Origin of the sequence: Sphingobium sp. LF-16 (genome assembly GCF_003711185.1) — a bacterium.
Classification (GTDB): domain Bacteria; phylum Pseudomonadota; class Alphaproteobacteria; order Sphingomonadales; family Sphingomonadaceae; genus Sphingobium; species Sphingobium yanoikuyae_A.
This window is the reverse complement of the sequence record NZ_CP029335.1, coordinates 1,272,455-1,291,801: the sequence shown is the minus strand read 5'-3', so window position 1 is coordinate 1,291,801 and position 19,347 is coordinate 1,272,455. Positions and strand designations below refer to the sequence as shown.

General features: G+C 64.9%; 12 protein-coding genes. 2 read left to right on the top strand and 10 right to left on the bottom strand.

Features of this window, described 5'->3' with window-relative positions; all coding sequences use genetic code 11:
• Positions 1 to 113: 113 nt before the first annotated feature.
• The 6 genes from DIZ22_RS06095 to DIZ22_RS06070 form a co-directional block, all read right to left on the bottom strand.
• Complete coding sequence (locus tag DIZ22_RS06095; RefSeq protein WP_048936512.1) at positions 114 to 1,319, bottom strand: hypothetical protein; 1,206 nt, start codon at positions 1,317 to 1,319, stop codon at positions 114 to 116.
• 82 nt (positions 1,320 to 1,401) lie between these two features.
• Entirely contained in the window at positions 1,402 to 2,646 is a 1,245-nt protein-coding gene (locus DIZ22_RS06090; protein WP_048936513.1) for a nitrate/nitrite transporter, read from the bottom strand.
• A gap of 219 nt (positions 2,647 to 2,865) precedes the next feature.
• A complete protein-coding gene (locus DIZ22_RS06085) occupies positions 2,866 to 4,080 on the bottom strand; it encodes a CmpA/NrtA family ABC transporter substrate-binding protein (protein ID WP_048936514.1) in 1,215 nt (404 codons plus the stop codon).
• The gene (locus DIZ22_RS06080; RefSeq protein WP_010339138.1) at positions 4,077 to 4,658 is read right to left on the bottom strand and encodes an ANTAR domain-containing protein; all 582 of its coding nucleotides are present in this window, start codon (positions 4,656 to 4,658) and stop codon (positions 4,077 to 4,079) included. Before DIZ22_RS06080 ends, DIZ22_RS06085 begins: the two co-directional genes overlap by 4 nt.
• A gap of 74 nt (positions 4,659 to 4,732) precedes the next feature.
• The gene (locus DIZ22_RS06075; RefSeq protein WP_048936515.1) at positions 4,733 to 7,687 is read right to left on the bottom strand and encodes an amidohydrolase family protein; all 2,955 of its coding nucleotides are present in this window, start codon (positions 7,685 to 7,687) and stop codon (positions 4,733 to 4,735) included.
• A 13-nt stretch (positions 7,688 to 7,700) separates the two neighbouring features.
• Entirely contained in the window at positions 7,701 to 9,590 is a 1,890-nt protein-coding gene (locus DIZ22_RS06070) for a gamma-glutamyltransferase (protein WP_122928042.1), read from the bottom strand.
• A 529-nt stretch (positions 9,591 to 10,119) separates the two neighbouring features.
• On the opposite strand from DIZ22_RS06070, the gene DIZ22_RS06065 reads away from it, so the two are divergent.
• Both DIZ22_RS06065 and DIZ22_RS06060 read left to right on the top strand, forming a co-directional pair.
• Positions 10,120 to 13,179 carry a TonB-dependent receptor gene (locus tag DIZ22_RS06065; protein ID WP_240626815.1) on the top strand — a complete coding sequence of 1,020 codons (3,060 nt, stop codon included), beginning with the start codon at positions 10,120 to 10,122 and terminating at the stop codon, positions 13,177 to 13,179.
• Between the two features lie 80 nt (positions 13,180 to 13,259).
• Positions 13,260 to 15,125 (top strand): gamma-glutamyltransferase, encoded by a 1,866-nt coding sequence (locus DIZ22_RS06060; protein WP_122928040.1) that lies wholly within the window; start codon positions 13,260 to 13,262, stop codon positions 15,123 to 15,125.
• A gap of 52 nt (positions 15,126 to 15,177) precedes the next feature.
• On the opposite strand, the gene DIZ22_RS06055 is transcribed toward DIZ22_RS06060, so the two are convergent.
• From DIZ22_RS06055 to DIZ22_RS06040, 4 genes are all read right to left on the bottom strand, one after another.
• Positions 15,178 to 16,623 carry an amino acid permease gene (locus tag DIZ22_RS06055; RefSeq protein WP_048936519.1) on the bottom strand — a complete coding sequence of 482 codons (1,446 nt, stop codon included), beginning with the start codon at positions 16,621 to 16,623 and terminating at the stop codon, positions 15,178 to 15,180.
• Positions 16,624 to 16,674: 51 nt separating this feature from the next.
• Positions 16,675 to 17,325: a GntR family transcriptional regulator gene (locus DIZ22_RS06050; protein WP_048936520.1), complete on the bottom strand. Its 651-nt coding sequence runs from the start codon at positions 17,323 to 17,325 to the stop codon at positions 16,675 to 16,677.
• Between the two features lie 85 nt (positions 17,326 to 17,410).
• The gene (locus DIZ22_RS06045; protein ID WP_048936521.1) at positions 17,411 to 18,418 is read right to left on the bottom strand and encodes a 4-hydroxyproline epimerase; all 1,008 of its coding nucleotides are present in this window, start codon (positions 18,416 to 18,418) and stop codon (positions 17,411 to 17,413) included.
• Positions 18,418 to 19,332, bottom strand: a complete 915-nt coding sequence (locus DIZ22_RS06040) for a dihydrodipicolinate synthase family protein (protein WP_122928039.1) — start codon at positions 19,330 to 19,332, stop codon at positions 18,418 to 18,420. The genes DIZ22_RS06045 and DIZ22_RS06040 overlap by 1 nt, the downstream gene beginning before the upstream one ends.
• Positions 19,333 to 19,347 lie beyond the last annotated feature (15 nt).

The window sequence follows — 19,347 nt, the reverse complement described above, 5'->3', positions numbered from 1 at the left end:
CGATCCTACCCTGAACCGTCGCAGCGATGTGAAGCGGGACATCCTTGTCCCTTGCAGTGCAGCATATGGGGAATCGCCCGAACGCTCAAGCGATTCCTCTCATGGCTTTTCAATCAGATGCTCCAGTCGGCCTGAAGCCACAATTTCTCGGTATCGCTCGCCATCGCCCGCGCATCATAATGGGCGTAGCGCACCGACAGGGCGGTCCTGCGCAGCTTCGCAGATGCGATCAGATCCCACTCATTACCATAATGCTGGTCGAGCCGATCGCTTTCGAACCGGTGCCAGGTCGCGGCTAGCGCGACCCCCGACAGCGGCCCTACCTGCTTCCAGCCATAGCCGGTACCGACATAGAGGTCGCGCATGCCGTTGGCGGGCGTGGTCAGGAACTTGTCGGCCCAGCCCTGGAACTTGAAATTGGTGCCGAGCGGCGTCTGGAAGCTGGTGAGCGCAGCGCCATGGCTGGCGCCCAGCACCTCATAGCCGGCATTGAGCTTCCAGCCGTGCAGGTCGAGCGTGGCGTCGGCCAGCCAGTAATCGGCGGCATAGTCATTGGGATTACGGTGATAATCCAACTGGCGGGCATAGCTGAGCTGATAGGCGAACTTCGCAAATTTGGAGAGCGGCTGGTTGCCCGCCAGGCGCACGCCATAGGTCTGGCTCGACAGGCGATAGGCCTGCACCGCCGCCTCGTCCTGATCGACCAGATAGGCAAAGCCGCTGAGCATACCCAGCGGCGTGGCATAGGAGAGATTGGCGAGGATATTGTCGCCGCTGATCGCCTGCTGGCGCGCGCCCTTGCCCTGAAAGCCCCAGATGGTGCGTACGCTCCAGGCATAGGAAACATCCAGTTTCAGCCCCTGGGCCGGGGTCAGTTCGGCACGCACCGCGTCGAAGGTCTGGCCATTGTCGCGGAAGGCGACATTGCCGACGAAGCGCTCATCATCCAGCACGATCTTCTGCCGTCCGCCGGTCAGGGTCAGCCACTTGGTCCGATATTGCAACTGGGCGATATAGAGGGCGACATTCTGCGGATCGGCCACCAGCGGCTTGGTCGCTGCATTGTCGAAACCGTCGAAATAACGGTCGATGACCGCCAATGTCCCCTGCCCCACCAATGTCGCCGACAGCGCGCCGCTGCTGGCCGTCAGGCCGGCGCGGGCCCGGACGGTGAGCGCATCGGCCTGCTGCGCCAGGCCATCCTGATCGACATGTTCGTAGCGCAGCCGCGCCTCGGCGACGGGTTTCAGCTCGATCTGCTGGGCACAAGCAGGCCCGGCGACGGCCAGCGCGGCCGTCGTTGCGAGAAGATATTTCATGGATGATCGTCCCCCCTCGGACGGAAAGAGCGTGGTTCGGGGCGGCAGTCCTCAGAAGGAGGCCGCCGCCCTCCTCTCCAACTCAGATGCGGGCGCCGCTGGTCCAGTTGGCGCGCCACTTCGCCTTGACCAGCGCCACGCCCAGCAGGGCCAGCACGGCAAGACCGGCGAAGATCAGGAAGCCGGGCGCGAAGCTGCCGGTCAGTTGCTTGGCAAGGCCGAGCGAACTGGCGAGGTAGAAGCCACCAATGCCGCCGGCCATGCCGACAAGGCCGGTCATCACGCCGATTTCCGCCTGGAAACGCTGCGGCACCAGTTGGAAGACCGAACCGTTGCCGGTGCCCAGCGCCAGCATGGCCAGGACGAACAGGGCCAGCGCGCTGGCCAGTGTCGTCGCCTGCGACACGCCGGCCAGCGCCAGCGCCGCGACGACATAGACGATCATCAGCGCCTTCACGCCGCCAATCCGATCCGCCAGCGCGCCGCCCATCGGCCGTACCAGCGACCCGGCGAAGACGCAGGCTGCGGTGCAATAGCCCGCGATGATCGGGGTCAGTCCGAACTGGTCGGTGAAATAGATGGGCAGCGATGCCGCCAGCCCGACGAAGCCACCGAAGGTCACGGCATAGAAGGCCATCAGCCACCAGGCGTCCGCCGTCTTGAGCGGCTCGAAATAATCGACCAGCCGTTTGGCCGGCGGCGCATTGGGCGCATCCTTGGCCATGATCATATAGGCGACGAAAACGATCGACAGCGGGATGCAGGCAAGACCCAGCACCGCATTCCAGCCAAATGCCTTGGCCAGCATCGGCGCGAACAGCGAGGCCAGCACCGTGCCCGAATTGCCCATGCCGGCAAGGCCCATCGCCTTGCCCTGATGCTCGGGCGGATACCAGCGGCTGGCGAGCGGCAGCGCGATCGCGAAGCTGGCGCCGGCAAAGCCCAGGATCACGCCCAGAACCAATGTGCCGCCGAAGCTGTTGACGCCCATCAGCCAGGCCAGGAACAGGCCGGCGATGACGATGATCTGGCTGATCGCGCCCGACCGCTTCGGGCCGATGCGATCGACCAGCAGGCCGTTGACGACGCGAAGCAGCGCGCCGGCGAGCGTCGGTGTCGCCACCATCAGCCCCTTTTCCGCGGGCGTCAGCGCCAGCGTCTTGGCGATCATCGGCGCCAGCGGCCCCAGCAAGACCCAGACCATGAAGGCGAGATCGAAATAGAGAAAGGCGGCAATCAGGGTCGGCGCGTGGCCGGCCTTCCAGAAGCTTGTCGTGGCGGGGCCCGATGCGGCCTCCCCTTCGCGGTCCCAATAAGCAGTAGCCATGATGCGTCCCCCAACCAATGGAACTGGAAACGAAAAAAGCCGCAGGCCGGACGCGCGCACTCATGGCGTGGTCCGGTCAGCGGCTTTGCTGCGAAAAATGGATGGAATGGCGATCCCACCCTTGGGACGGCGCATTCGTCTGGACGCGCCTCGTCGCGCGATCGCTTATCTTATCCCGTAGAATGCATTATGTTGCAAGGCACAAATTCGCCCTTCATTTCAACGGAGCGGCGCAGAATCCCGCAGGAAATCCTCGATCCGTTCGGGGTCGAAGATTCGCCCGTCGAAAAAGCGATCCGGGCCAAGCGTCAGGTCGCCGCGATGCGCCCCGACCGGCATCGGGGTCGTGACCGCCCCTTCCAGCTTCATGCTCGCGCCGGGCATCGGCAGGCCGCTATCGGCCAGCGCCCGGCGGAAGATGTCCGGTCGGAAGACGGCGGCGGCGCGCGCCGCAGTTTCGGCATCATGGGCCACCATGCCCCAGCGGACCAGCTGCGAATAGATCCACAGCGCCTGGCTGCGCCAGGGGAAGGCGGTGGCTTCGCGCGCGAACAGCATGAAGTCGGGATTGGCGATTGGCACGTCGCCGCGGCGCGCCACGATCCGCCCCGACAGTGCGCGCAAGATCAACTCGGCCGGTTGATCGACATAGCGGGGGTCGGACAGGAGATCGGCAAGCGCCTCATGATGCGCCGGATCGTCGCACCAGGCGGCCGACCGGGCGAGCGCGCGCAGCAAGCGATCGACCGTTTCCGGGTTCGCCTCCAGCCAGTCCTGACGAAAGGCCAGAACCTTTTCCACGCCGCGCTGCCAGATGCGTTCGCCGATCGCGACGGTTTCAGCCAGCCCGGCCTCGATCGCCGCGCTGCCCCAAGGTTCGCCGGCGATGAAGCCGTCAATTTCACCCGCCCGCATCGCCTCGACCGTCAGCGAGGGCGGCAGCACGCGCAGCACGACATCCCGATCGGGATCGATGCCCGCGCTCGCCAGCCAATAGCGCAACATGATCGCATGGCTGGAAAAGCGGTGGACGACACCGATCACCGGCTTGCGCCGCCACAGCCCGATCGCGGCGGCGAAATCATGGGCTGTGCCCAGCGGATCAGCGAGCCGCCGGGCGATGTCCGGTTCCAGTGCCTTGGCGAAGTCCGGTGCCATCACCAGCATATTGCCGTTGACGTTGAGCTTGTAAGGCGCGGCCAGTGCGGCGGGCTGCTGGCTGAGGCCAAGCGTCACCGCCACGGCCAGCGGCGCCAGCATCTGCGCGCCCTGCACCTGGCCATAGACCAGCCGGTCGCGCAGCGTCGCCCAGCTGGTGGTCCGCACCAGATCGAGCGCGATCCCCTCTTCCTCGGCAAAGCCCCGTTCGCGCGCGACCGCCAGCACGGCCACGTCCGTCAGCGGCAGAAAGGCTATCCGCAGCAACTCGCTCATATGCCCCCTCCCAACAGGTCGCTGGCGGTAATCAGCGCCTGCGCCACATCCACGATCTTCTTGCCCTGGTTCATCGCGCTCGACCGCAGCAGCGCATAGGCATCCTGCTCGGACAGGCTGCGCTGGTTCATCAGGATCGATTTCGCCCGGTCGATGACCTTGCGGTCGGCCAGCGCGGTGCGCGCCTCGTCCAGTTCCGACTGCATGCGGGCGAAGGCATTGAAGCGCCGTACCGCCAGTTCCAGCACTGGCTTCACCCGTTCCTTGCGCAGGCCATCGACGACATAGGCGGATACGCCCGCATCGATCGCCGCGCCGATCATCGCATCATCGGACTGATCGACGAACATCGCGATCGGCCGGGCAAGCGCACGACTGACCGTCAGCATCTCCTCCAGCGTGTCGCGACTGGGGCTGCCCAGATCCATCAGCACCACATCGGGCGCCATCCGCTCCAGCCGGGCAACGAAGGCGCCGCGGGGCGGGACGATATGAATATCGTCATAGCCCGCCTCACGCAGCCCTTCTTCCAGGACCGTCGCTCTCAATCCGCTGTCGTCGATGATGACAATTCGCATGGCGCCCCTTTGGATACGCCCATAGCAGCAGTCCGACGGCTCAGGTCAATCGAAAGCGAACGGCAATCGCCGGATCATTTCCGCATGCCGCCGGCGACGATGTCGTCCACGTCATGGATGACGCCGTTCATCATCACCTTCTTCACCTTGAAGGTGTTGGCAATGTCGGCGCGCGGATCGCCGTCGACCAGCACGATGTCGGCCAGCTTCCCGGCCTCCAGCGTGCCCGCATCCAGGTTCAGATCCTTCGCCGAATTGACGGTCGCGGTCTGGAGCGCCTGGAACGGCGTCAGCCCCGCGTCGACATAGGAGGAAATCTCCGCATGGAGATTGTTGGCGATCATCGTGTCGGTGCCAGCCGTCACCAGCGTGCCGGCATCATACATCTTCTTCAGGCTCTTATATTGCCCCTCCAGCAACGGGCGCAGCATGCTGGCCATCGGATCGGCTTCGGTGATCGTTTCGCGTGCCCAGACCGGATAGAGATTGAGGCGCGGGTCGTCCTTGTAGCCGGGATGCTTGGCCAGATAGGGCGTCATCGCACCGAAATGGGTCGGCGTCAGGGTCCGGCCGCTGCGGCCGAAAAGCTGGATCACATCTTCATAGGCCATGCCCTGCGGCCCCTGCTTGGGCGAATAGCCGCGCCGGCTGGTCGCGCCCATATGCTCGGTGCCATCCACGCCGGAAAAGGCGGCCGGGAAGATTTCATGGCCGCTGACCGGTATGCCCATCTCATGGGCGGCACGCACGATCTGGCGCTGGAACAGGTCGGGCATGCGCACATAGCTCTTGATCATGTCATAATGGAGCGCGCGCATGCGGGTGAATTCCCGCTCCAGATGGGCCGGGCTGGAGACCGCCACGCCCATCTTGTAATAGACGCGCTGCCATTCGAGCAGCGGCCCGGCGACATAAAGGCGCGGCGACAGGCGCACGCCCGATTCCGCCGCCTCGCGATCCTCCACCGCATCATAGATCTGCGTACCCGGATCGCGCACCGTGGTGATGCCATAGGCAAGCCAGGCCCGTTCCAGATTGGAGCCGAAATCCTTCTGGGCATGGGAATGATGTTCGATCAGGCCGGGAATGGCGGTGAGGCCGGTGCCGTCGACGAAATGCTCCGCCTGATGAAGCGCGGGATCATGGTCGCGGATTTCGGCGATGCGATGGCCGTCGACGATGATATCCTTGTCATGCTGGGTCACGTCATGGACGGAGTCGACCAGATTGCTGACATGAATGACGGTGCGCCCGGTCGGGTTGGCGATGCGATAGGTCAGGTCCAGCGGAATGTCGGTGATCGCACCGGTTTCGGTGTCGAGCGACTTCAGCTTGTCGGCCGACTGAAACAGGATCGTCTTGTTATCGCCGGCCCAGCTCGGGAAATAGGAGATGTCGGAGGTGTAGGAGCGCGGCGGCCCCAGCGGCTTGCCGTCGGCGGCCACCGGCCAGATCTTCAGCAGCCCCTCATAGATGGCGGCCATCTTCGTCCCGTCGGGCGACCAGGCAGGGCCGCCGCCGGCGCGGGTATCCATCGACATATTGGGTTCGGGCAGTTGCCAGAAGGGTTTGCCCACGCCATCGGTCGGCACCATGTAGACCTGGTTGGTGCCCTCGCGGAAGCTGTTGGAATATTTGTAGGATAGCGGGATGGCAACATATTTGCCGTCGGGCGACCAGCTGGGGCTGCCGGGCTGGCCCAGCGATCCCTGAAGGCGGGTGATCTTGCCGGTCGCGACATCGACCACGCACAGGCCGGCAACGCCCCAGCGCCCGTCGACATCGATATAGGCGATCCGCGTGCCGTCATGCGACCAGGCGGCACCCAGCGGCTGGGTGTCGATGTCGGTCAGCCGGCGATCCTTGCCGGTCTTCATGTCGCGGATCCACAGCTGTGGCAGGCCGCCGCCCTTGTCGGAGGTATAGACCAGGCTCTGGCCATCGGGCGACCAGGCCGGATCAGTGTCGAGCGCGCCATCCTTGGTCAGATTCTCCGGCACCCCGCCCTTGGACGACATGACATAGAGATCGCCGAGCGCGGCAAAGGCGATGCGGCTGCCATCTGGCGACAGGGTCGGGTGGACAATGCCCAGCGCCTTGCGCGGCGCAGTCGAATCCCAGTCGCGCTTGGCGCGGGCGTAGCTGGGCTTCACCACCTCCAGCGTGGCAGCGAAGTTGACGGTCGACAGGCTGGTGCCCTTGCGGCTGCGGATCTTACCGTCGGACACATAATAGTAACTGCCCTTCCCCCAGGATACACGGAAGGGGAAGACATTCTCGGCGCCGCTGACGGCCTTGCCATCGACTTCGAGACGGCTCCCCTGCGCATCCTGCACCACATAGGCAAGCTCGCCGCCGGGGCCGAAGGACGGCGCATCTATCTTGCCCTGCACCTGCTTCAACAGGCTTTCCTGCCCATCGGCGAGGGCCGTGACATAAAGGGCGGTCTTGGCGCCATCCGTCCCGGAATAGGCGATGCGCGCGCCGTCGGGCGACCAGCTGGGCATGCGATCCTCGCGCCCGTTGCTGCTGACCTGCTTCATCGCGCCGCTGGCGATGTCGAGCGTCCAGATGTCGTAATTGCCGCTGCGGTCGGACGAGAAGGCGATCGTCCGGCCGTCGGGCGACCAGACCGGCTCGCGATCATCATAGGCGCCCTCGGTCAGCTTGCGCATGTCGCTGCCGTCCGGCTTGATCGTCCAGAGATCATAATTGCCGTCGCGATAGGAAAAATAGGCGAGGCGCGAACCGTCGGGCGACCAGACCGGCTGGCGGGCATCGTTGAAATAGTCGGTGATCCGCTTCGCCTTGCCGCCGCTGGTCGGGATGATCCAGAGGCTCCCCTGAAGGTCGACCGCCAGCCATTTGCCGTCGGGCGATACCGACACCGCCATGGACGTGCCTTCATGCACATCGAAGGCGATCGGGGTCTCACCGCCGGGCGGGGGCAGATTGGCGGGCTGGGCATAGGCCTGGACGGCGCCGGCCGACAACAGGGCCAGCGACAGAAGCTTGAAGGCAGATTTCATCGGATCGATCCCCTTACCAACCAAATATATAGCGTTCGCGGCGCACATCCGCGCCACCGCGCAGCGTACCGCTGCCCGGCACCACGCCGGTAGCGACGATGCCGGTCGACACCGCGAACGGCCCCAGCACGTCCAGCTTGTGACCGCGCGCGGCCAGATCGTCGCGCACCGCCTCTGGCACGCGATCCTCGATTTCCAGCACGCCCGGCTCATCCTTCTTGATGCCGAAGGAGCCGTGGAAATGATTGGAATTGATCCGCGGCGCCTCGATCGCGGCCTGGAGCGGCTGGTTAAAGGCCAGCACCCGCAGCAGCACATTCATGATCTGCTGATCCTGATTGTCGCCGCCCGGCGTGCCGATCGCCAGATAGGGCTGGCCGTCCTTGAGCACCATCGATGGCGACAGGGTCGTGCGCGGCCGCTTGCCCGGCACCAGGACATTGGGGCTTTCCGGATCAAGATCGAACACGGTCAGGCGGTTGCTCATCGGCACGCCGGTGTCGCCCGCAATATAGGCGCCGCCCAGCATCCAGCCGGAACTGGGCGTGCAGGAAAAGAGGTTGCCATCCTTGTCCACCACTTCGATCGCGGTCGTGTCGGCGGTCGGCTTGGGCGGGGCTTTCAGCATATGCGGCGTGAATTGGGGCGTGGTCCGCGCCCTGCCCTCGAATGCCCAGGGATTGCCGAAGCGATGCTCCAGCGAGGCACGCGGGCCGATCTGCTTCGCCCGCTGCGCCGCATAGTCCTTCGACAACAACCCCTTCATCGGCACCGTCGCGAACTCGGGGTCGCCAAAATACATGTTGCGATCGTCGAAGGCGAGCTTGATCGCCTCGGCAACGGTGTGGAGATAGGGCGCGGAGCCCGGCTCCATGGTCGCGATCCCGGCCGCCTCGGCAATGTTGAGCGCCATCAGCATGGCCGGCCCCTGGCTCCAGAAACCCGCCTTGCAGACCTGATAGCCAAAGACGCTGGTCATCGCCGGCGCCTCGACCTTGCCCTTGTACTTGGCCAGATCCTCGTAGCGCATCAGGCCGCCGTCCCGCTCCATCGCGGCGCCGATCCGGCGGGCGATGTCCCCCTTGTAGAAGGCATCGCGCCCGGCCTGGATCGCCGCCTTGCGATCGCCGCTCTTCTTGAACGCGGCGGCATCGGCGTCGGCAATGATCCGCATCGTGCGGGCGAGGTTGGGCTGGCGGAAAATCTCCCCGGTCTTGGGCAATTGGCCACCGGGATAATAGGCGTCGTAGGCGTCCTTATATTTGGACGTCGCCTTCTGCTGGCTGACGAACACTTCGGCCAGGAAATTATACATGACGAAACCGTCGGCCAGCTCGATGGCGGGCTGCATCACTTCATGCAGCCCCATCGTGCCGTTGAGCTGGAGCGCGAGCGCCATCGCATCGACCATCGCCGGCACGGTGCCGCCATTTGGGCCATTGCCCGGAATGACGCCGGCATCGGCGAACTTGTCGGGCGTGGCCAGCCCCGGCGCGACGCCCTGGCCGCTGATCAGCGACACCTTCTTCGTCTTGCCGTCATAGATGATGGTCGGCGCTTCGCCGCCAAAGCCGAAATGCGAAATCTCGGTCACGGCCGCGGCAAAGACCGCCGCCACGCCCGCGTCGGTCGCATTGCCGCCGGCCAGCAGGATTCGCGTCCCCGCCGCCACGGCATAATGACGCCCGGCCGCGACGATGCCGAACTGGCCGACGATTTCAGGCCGCAGCGTTTCGCCCGTGCTAACCAATCTGGTTGGCTCGATCGCCGCCTTGCCGGGCTTTGCCGGCGCATTGCCCGCCTGGGCGGAGGCCGGCCCGGCACCCGCGACCAAGGCCGCACCGGCCATGGCCGACGCCGCGAACTCCCGCCGGGTCACCCCCTGCTTTGCGTTATCGCTCATCGATGGAATCCCCTGTTTTCGGCCTGTCCGGCATCACCCGAGGGAAGGCGTTTGCCGGCCGATACGCGCAACAACGAGCCAACCCGATTTTTCCGCTATATGCCGGTAAATCCGATTTTATTTCAAAAATATTTCGAAACATATGGTGGAAATTTCACGCCCATCAGTTCTAGCGCAATGAACGCGCACAATGGTGGGTGTTGTGCCCGGAAAAAGCCTTGCCGTCGTGAGGGCGACAGCAGCAACGATTTCCCACGCAAGGGATGATGCCGGAACTCCAGTTTTTCGGGAGGGCCTGCAAATGCACTATCTGAACGGTCATCAATAAGCATGGGTCGCTGCACGCGTCGTGCGGCGCCGACATTTGCCGACCTCCCCAATCTCTGAACCGGAAAGGCACCTTTGCCTAACGGCGCGAAGCTTCAGGCTTCATCACAGGGGAACAATAATGACGAGAGAAAGAGGAAAGACGCTTTTCGCCTTAACCACCGCCCTAACCAGTGCCAGTCTCTGGGCGTTGACGGCCGGCATGGCCCAGGCCCAGTCCAGCACAGAAGCCGCCCCGCAGGCCGGTGAACCGGCCTCTGCGGAAATTGTCGTCATCGGTTCCCAGATCAAGGGCGCCAATACCGCCGGCGCGCTGCCGGTCAGCCTGGTCGGCGAAGAGCAGATCGAGGCCGTGGCCGCCGTTTCGGGCGCCGACCTCTATCGCTCCATCCCGCAACTGGGCGGCGTCACCTTCAACGAACAGGTGTTGGGCGGCGGCAACGCCAACGCCGCGCGCGGCGACGTATCGACCGTTTCGCTGCGTGGCCTGGGCCAGGGCAACACGCTGCTGCTGATCAACGGCCGCCGCACCGTGCTGCATCCGACATCCCAGGCGATCACCGGCGTGGTCGATTCCGGCGTCCCGACCTTCGGCTACAACGCCAACACCATTCCCGTCGGCAATATCGAGCGCGTCGAAGTGCTGCGCGACGGCGCGGCGGCGCTCTATGGCTCTGACGCGGTCGCCGGCGTCGTCAACAATGTGCTCCAGTCCGATTACAAGGGCGCCAAGTTCGACGTCCAATATGGCGGCGCGGAAGGCACCAATCTGCGCGAATTTGCCGCCAATGGCCTGGTCGGCTTCGACTTCAACGAAGGCCGCGGCAATATCTCGATCTTCGGCGGCTATGCCCAGAAATCGAAACTCTATCTCAGCGACCAGGATTATACCGCCAGCGTCGATCGGCGCGGCTATGTCGCCGGCACCTCCTTCGCCAATGTCGCGGCCTGGAACGGCACCAGCACCAGCACGCCCTGGGGCACCTTCCGCGTCGTCCGTCCCGGCGGCGGCGCCAATTTCCTCAACCAGACGCTCACCAGCAACGGCACTGCCTTCACCAACAGTTCGGGTCAGTTCCACATCCAGCCCAGCGCCAATGCCGGTTGCCGGATCGCTTCGGGCACGCCCGACACCTGCTATGATGACGGCAATGGCGCCACGGAAATGTCGGGCGCGGATTCTAACCTGCGCTTCAATTCGCCGGCGACCTTCGACGACCTGACCGCCCAGCCTTCGGTCAAGCGCATCAACATCTTCTCCTACATCAACTATGAACTGTCGGACGCCCTCTCCTTCTTCGGCGAGGTCGGCTTCTATCGCGGCAAGACCAGTTCGACGATCGGCGCGCCCGGCTCGCTCGCCAACATCCCGATCACCGTGGCGGCCAATGCCTATTGGAACCCGCTCGGCCCGGTCGGATCGCCCAACCGCCTGCCCGGCCTCGACCTTTCGGTGGTCCCGACCGAGGGCCTGCCGGTCCAGATCACCTCGCTCAGCTATGTCGACGTGGGATCGCGCAAGGTCGACGTGACCAATTACCAATATCGTTTCCTGGGCGGCCTGCGCGGCAGTATCGGCGATTTCGACTGGGAATCGGCCGGCCTCTACACCTGGGCCACGGCCAAGGACACGCAGGAGAATTTCTCCAACACGCTGCTGCAACAGGCGATCAACAAGACCACGCCCGACGCCTATAATCCGTTCAACGGCGGCTGTGTCGATACGCCCTCGATCGGCGACTGCACGCCCAACAGCCAGTCCACGATCGACAGCTTCATGATCGAGGCAACCCGCAAGACCCGCACCTCGCTGGCCTTGTGGGACTTCAAGGTGTCGAACGCCAATCTGCTGGGCCTGTGGGCCGACAACAGCATCGGCGTCGCGGCCGGCATCGAATGGCGGCGCGAGACCTATCATGACAATCGCTCCACCTATCAGGGCGGCATTGCCGGGGTCGACACCACCTATACCGACGCGGTGACCGGCGTCTTCTATGGCTCCGACCTTGGCGGTGCCAGCCCCAGCCCCGACGTGCGCGGCAAGCGCAACGTGAAGTCCGCCTATGCCGAACTCGCTATCCCGATCTTCAGCCCGGAAATGGAAATCCCCATGTTCCGTCGCCTGAACTTCCAGGTCGCGGGCCGTTACGAGGATTATAGCGACGTCGGGTCTGTGGCGAAGCCCAAGATCGCGGGATCGTGGGAATTGCTGGAGGGCATGATGCTGCGCGGCTCCTGGTCACAGGGCTTCCGTGCGCCGAACCTGGAGGTCATCAACACCTCCACGCTCGACCGCGTCAATGGCGGCTTCGACTATGTGCTGTGCGACGCCGATGCCCGCTCCGGGCGCGCGACCAACTTCTCCAGCGCGGTCTGCAACGTGTCGGTGCTGCGTCGCAGCGGCGGCAACCCGAACCTGAAGCCGGAAGAATCGACCAGCTGGAGCTTCGGCGCCGTGCTGTCGCCGAAACTGGGCGATGGCCTGGGCAAGGTCACCTTCACCGTCGACCGCTGGAAGATCCAGCAGAAGAATGTCGTGGGCCTGCTCGACTATCAGAATGCGCTCAACCTCGACTATCTGCTGCGCACCCAGGGCAGCAGCAACCCCAACGTCATCCGCCGCGATCCCACGGCGGACGATATCGCCCGCGTCGCCGGCACCGGCCTCGCGCCGGTCGGCGAACTGCTCTACGTCGTCGCCAATTTCCAGAATCTGCTGCCGGTCACCGTTCAGGGCATCGACTTCAATCTGGACTATTTCCTGCCCACGACGTCGGTCGGCACCTTCTCGCTCAACGTGAATGCCTCGCGCCTGATCAGCTATTATGTCGACGCCCCGGCGGGCGTGCAGCAGGTGATCGCAGGGCAGGCCGCTGGCGAGATCAATGCCGGCGTGCCGATCCAGGGCGGCGGCGACGTGATCGGCCGCGATGGCCAGCCGCGCTGGCGGCTTTCGGCAACCTTCGACTGGTCGCTCGGCCCGTGGAAGATCGGCGCCTTCACCCAATATATCGACAGCGTCTTTGAAAATGGCGTGCGCGATGCGTCCGCCAATCCCTGGACGGTGAAGGGCCAGACGACGGTCAATCTCTATGGCCAATATACGTTCAAGAATGACGGCCCATTGAACGGCACCACCGTCCAGATCGGCGCGCGCAACATCTTCGACAAGGATCCGCCACTGGCATCGGGCGGCTATCTGTCGAACCTCTACCAGCCGCAGGCGCGCTACTGGTACACCAGCCTGAAGAAGGTCTTCTAAAGGCTTGCAAGACATGGGCACGGCGCGATGCTGCCGTGCCCATTTTCTCCTTTTCCCTTCCCCTGCAAGGTCGCTCCGCCATGTCCGATACGCCCCCATCCTTCCTGGATCGCCGCGAAATGCTGGCCGCCGGCCTTGCCGGCATGGCGCTCTCCACCCTGCCCGGCCGCGCTTTGGCCCAATCGGGCGCACGCGCGCCCGACGCGCCCCGCACCGGCAGCACCAGCGTCGCCGCGCACCGGGTCGAAGTGCCCATGCCGCATGGCGGCGTGACGGCAGGTCATCCGCTGGCCGCCATGGCCGGCACCCGCATGCTGATGCAGGGCGGCACCGCCGCCGATGCCGTGGTCGCGGCGATGGCGGTCATGAACGTGGTCGAACCCTGGGCATCCAGCGCGGGCGGCAACGGCTTTGCCACCTGCCTCGATCGCAAGACCGGCAAAGTCCAGTCGCTGGCCTTCACCGGCGGCGCGCCGCGCCTGCTCGATCCCGATGGCGATCCCAAGGCGCTGGACCATGGCCCCAAGGCACTGACCGTGCCGGGCGCCTTTGGCGGCTGGATCGCGCTGGCCCGCCGGTTCGGCAAATTGCCGCTTTCGACCCTGCTCGAACCGGCGATCGGCTATGCCCGCGACGGCCATCCGCTCGATGCATCCATCGCAATGTTCATCACGCGCGCGCAAAAGACATTGGCGCTCTACCCGACCAGTGCGGCGATCTTCCTGCCCGGTGGCCAGCCCCCGGCCCCGCGATCAATCTTCCGCAATCCCGATCTCGCCCGTAGCTTTCAGGCCCTTGCCGATGCGGAGAGCCAGGCGCTCAAGGGTGGCGCCGATCGGGATCGCGCCTTGCAGGCGGCGCATGACTATTTCTACACCGGCCCGATCGCGCAGGAATTTGCCCGCTTCTCGAAGGAGACCGGCGGCTGCCTGCGGCTCGATGACCTCAAGGCCTATCAGCCGCGCTGGGACGATCCGGTGACGACCAATTATCGCGGACTGGACGTCTATTGCAGCCCGCTGACCTCGCGCACGGGGCTGGAATTGTGCGAGCAACTCAATCTGGTCGAGGGGTTCGACCTCGCCGCACTGCCCGCCGACGATCCGCTCTTCACCCATTATCTGATCGAGGCGATCAAGGTCGCGAAGGCCGATGTCTATAAATATGCCGCCGATCCCAAATTCGCGCAGACGCCGGTCGAGGGACTGCTGTCCAAGCGTTTCGCCGCCGAGCGACGCAAGCTGATCGATGCCGCCCGTGCGGGCCTCTATCCCGATGGCGGCAATGCCGCCGCCTTCGACCGGGCCGCGCTGGAGCGGGCACGGCAGGATTTCGCCCATCAGGGCGACGACCATACGCGCGGCGGCGACACCACCAGCCTGTCGGCGGTCGATGCCGACGGCAATGCCATCGCGGTCACGACGACGGTCGGCGGCGGCTTCGGCACCTTCCTGGTGATGGGCAATACCGGCATATTGTTCAACAACGGCCTGCGCCTGGGGTCATCCGCCCCCTATGCCGGCCATCCCAACAAGGTCGCGCCGGGCAAGATCGCCCTGCTCGGCAATGGCCCGACCATCCTCCTCGACAAGGGCCGGCTGAAGCTGGTCTTCGGATCGCCCGGCGGCGAGACGATTGGCCAGACCCAGTTCCAGTTCCTGGTCAATGTCGTCGATCGCGGCCTGCCGATCCAGGCCGCGATCGAGGCGCCACGCTTCGCGCTCGACGCCGATCCCAATTTCTACAGGCCCGGCGCGGCGATCACCGTTCAGGCAGAACGGCGCTTCCCGGACGCCACGATCCAGCGCCTGACCGCGATGGGGCACAACATCGAACTGGTCGGCCCCTATGCGATCGGCAGCGTGCAGGGCATATTGGCCGATGCGTCGGGCGCCCGCATGGCCGGCGCCGATCCCCGACGCATGGGCTATGCTGTGGGCTATTGAGCAAGCCGGCCAGTCGCGGCGACGCGGCTGACCGGCTTGCGTTACGGTTGTCCTATTCCGGCAAGCCTTCCTCGCTGGCCGCATGGCCGGTGGTGCGCAGCAGGCTGCGACCCCGACTATAGGCAAAATAGAGGGCCAGGCCGACGAGGTTCCACAGGCCGAAACGCAGCAGCGTCTTTTCCGGCAGGCTGATCAGCAGATAGATGCAGCCGATAATCGCCAGCGTACCGACCAGATAGGGCTGCGGGCAGCGGAAGACGCGCGGCATTTCCGGCGCCTTGCGGCGCAGCGCCATCATGCAGCCGGCGACCGCGATGAAGGCGATCAGCGTGCCGGCATTGGCCAGTTCGGCGATCTCGTCGAGGCGGAAGAAGCCGGCAACGGCCGCGACGAAGACACCGGTGATCGCGGTGATGCGGGCGGGCGATCCGGTCTTTTCCGACACCTTGCTGAGCGAACGCGGCAGCAGGCCGTCGCGCGCCATGACGAAAAAGATGCGGCTCTGGCCATACATCATGACCAGGATGACGGAGGGCAGCGCGACCAGCGCAGCGCCCGCCACCAGCCAGGCGGCGACCGGATGCTCCAGCGTGCGCAGCACCAGCGCCAGTGGTTCGGACGAACCGGCCAGCGCCCGATAGTCGAGCGCGCCGATCGCGGCGACCGCGACCGCCATATAGATGAGGGTGCAGACCGCCATCGATCCGACGATGCCGATGGTGAGGTCACGGCCGGGATTACGCGCTTCCTCCGCCGAGGTCGCGACCGCATCGAAACCGTAGAAGGCGAAGAAGACGATCGCCGCCGCCGCCATCACGCCGCGGGTCATGCCATCTTCCACATGGCTGACGAAGCCATAGGGCATGAAGGGCTGGAGATGGTCGGACTGGAAGGCGGGCAGCGCCAGCGCGACGAAGGCGGCGAGCGCGGTCAGCTTGATGACGACCAGAACGATGTTGAGCGTCGCGCTTTCCCGCGTGCCGGCGATCAGCATGCCCGCGATCGCCAGTGCCACAAGCACGGCGGGCAGGTTGACGATGCCGCCGCCATGCGGCCCGGCCAGCAGCATCGGCGGCAGACTGATCCCCGCCTGCTGGATCCAGCCGACCAGATAGCCCGACCAGCCGACCGCCACCGTGCTGCACGCCAGCGAATATTCCAGGATCAGGCTCCATCCCACGACCCAGGCCAGCGTCTCGCCCAGCACCGAATAGGTGTAGGTATAGGCACTGCCTGCGGTCGGGATCAGCGTGGCCAGTTCGGCATAGGCCAGCGCCGCGCAGGCGCACACGGCCCCTGCAATGGCGAAGGCCAGGATCACCGCCGGCCCCGCCCGGTCGGCGCCCACGCCGGTCAGCGTATAGATGCCGGTGCCGACGATCGCCCCGACCCCCAGCGCGATCAGATGCGGCCAGGACAATGTCTTGCGCAACTGCTGATGCTGCGCGTGATGACCGGCGCCGATCGGCTTGATCGGTCCCCAAAATCCAGTGCTCAACCGAAATTTCCTTCCCTGTTCTTATGGACGTTCCGGTTGCTCGGTTATGGTTCAGTCGTCGGCGTCGAGCTGAACCATGAGATCGTCCATGGTTTTGCGGATATGTGCGACCGTGAGTTCGCGGATCAGTTGGCCGTCGCGGGCGAGCCAGGCGTCGAGCATCTCGCGATGTTCGTCATTGGCGCGTTCGTCGCGGCCAAGCGGCTCCAGATGCTTGCGGACATAGCGTTCCGACAGGATATGGAGCCGTTCGAGAATATTGACCGACAGCGGCTGGCTGCTGGGACGCAGCAACGCCATGTGGAAGGCGCGGTTGAACGCCCCCACCCCGTCGCCACCTTCGTCGGTGACCTGATAGAGGGTGGCCAGCGTGTTGATCGCCGCCTGATGCTCCGCCTCGTCCGCCCGTTCGGCGGCCAACGCCATCACATCGGGCTCCAGCTTCAGGCGCAGCGCATAGACTTCGTCCGCCTCCACCCGGTTGAGGCTGCGCACGAAGAAACCGCGATTGGCCTGCGACTTGAGCAGCCCTTCCTGCTCCAGTCGGGCGAGTGCCTCGCGCAGCGGAATCTTGCTGATCCCCAGTTCGGCGGCCAGCGCGTCCTGACGGATCGGCCCGTCGGGCGGCACCCGGCCGGACAATATGCGCTCACGGACAAGATCGACCAGCTGGTCGGACAGGTTTCGGATGACTAGGCTCATGCGGCGAACATAGCACAGAGCGGATGGCGGAATACAACTTCGTATATGATGGACGATCCCTTCCGTCCGCTCTGCAATGCCCGTCTCATACGACCGTGAAGCCGGCCCAGAACGGGTCTTCGCGATCGACCCAGATGGTGTTGAAGCCGGTGGCGATCGCCGATCCTTCGATCGAGGGAATGATCGCCTTCTGGTCCCCGATCATCGTCTCGGCCTCGACCCGACCGATGAAGCGGCTGCAAATATAGCTTTCATGCACGAACCGGTCGCCGACCTTCAGCTTGCCCTTGGCCGCCAGATGCGCCAGCCGCGCCGACGTTCCGGTGCCGCAGGGGCTGCGGTCGATCGCCCGCTCGCCATAGAAGACGGCGTTGCGACCGTCCGCACCCTCGCCCTTGGGCTGGTCGGCCCACAGGACATGGCTCACCCCCTTGATGCTGGGTTCGAGCGGATGGACCGGCTGATATTGCGCGCGCACCAGTTCGCGAATGGTGCGGCTCAGTTCCACGATGCGCGATGCACCGAGGTCGTCGAGGCCGGCATAGGCGCCCTGCGGTTCGACGATCGCGTAATAATTGCCGCCATAGGAGACATCGACGCTGAGCGGACCGAAGCCCGGCACATCGATTGCGATCCCCTCCGCCGCCAGATAGGCGGGGACATTGCGGATCTTGACCGATGTCACGCGCTTGCCGTCGGTCGTGTAATCGATGTCGATGACGCCGGCTGGCACTTCGACCCGCAGCCTGCCCGGCGTCGCCGGCTGGATCAGGCCATTTTCCAGGCCGAACGTCACCATGCCGATGGTGCCATGGCCGCACATCGGCAGGCAGCCGCTGGTCTCGATGAAGAGAATACCGATGTCGGTATCGTCGCGCGTCGGCGGATAGAGAAAGCCGCCCGACATCATGTCATGGCCGCGCGGCTCGAAGCAGAGACTGGTGCGGATCCAGTCGAAGCGGTCGAGAAAGTCCAGGCGGCGTTCCGCCATGGACTTTCCCTTGAGCAGCGGCGCGCCGCCCGCGACCAGACGGACGGGATTGCCCGCCGTATGGCCGTCTATGCAGAAGAAGGTGTGGCGCACCGCGGACATCAGACCGCCGTCAGGCTGGGCTGGGTGGCAGCGCACTGCTCGACCCAGCGGATGACGTCGGCGCGGCGCTGGCCTTCCAGCGGCATGCGCGGCAGGCGAACATGCTCGGTGCCGCGTCCCATGATGCTTTCGGCCAGCTTGATCGACTGGACCAGATCATGATCGGCATCGAGGTGCAGCAGCGGCATGAACCAGCGATAGATGCGCAGTGCTTCTTCCAGATCGCCCCGGTTGATCGCCGCGACCAGCGCCACGGATTCGCGCGGGAAGGCGCTGGTGAGACCGGAAATCCAGCCATGCGCGCCCAGCAACAGGCCCTCGAACGCAACATCGTCCAGGCCCGCCATCAGGATATAGCGGTCGCCAAAGGCGTTGATCAGGTCGGTGAAGCGACGCGGATCGGGCGCGCTTTCCTTGACCGCGACGATGTTGGGCGTGTCGGCGAGGCGGGTGAGCGCGTCGATGCCGATATTCACCCGATAGGCCGGCGGGTTGTTGTAGAGCATGATCGGCAGCGACGTCGCCTTGGCCACCGTCTCGAAATGGGTGCAAAGTTCGCCCACGGTCGGCACATAGACCATGGCAGGCAGCACCATCAGCCCGTCGACGCCCAGCTTTTCGGCGTCCTGCGCGAAGGCAGCGGCACGACGGGTGGTGAATTCGGACACGCCGACCAGGATCGGCACGCGGCCGTCCACGACCTCGACCGCCGCCTGGACGATTGCGCGCTTTTCTTCCGGCTCCAGCGAGTTGTTCTCACCACAGGTGCCGGCGATGATGAGACCGTCGACGCCATCCTTCACCAACGCATCCAGGACAGCCTGGGTAGCGGGGATATCAACGTCCAGATCGGGGGTGAACTGGGTGGTGGCGGCAGGGTAGACACCACGCCACGTCAATTTTGAGGAATTCACATAAGCCTCCGTTGA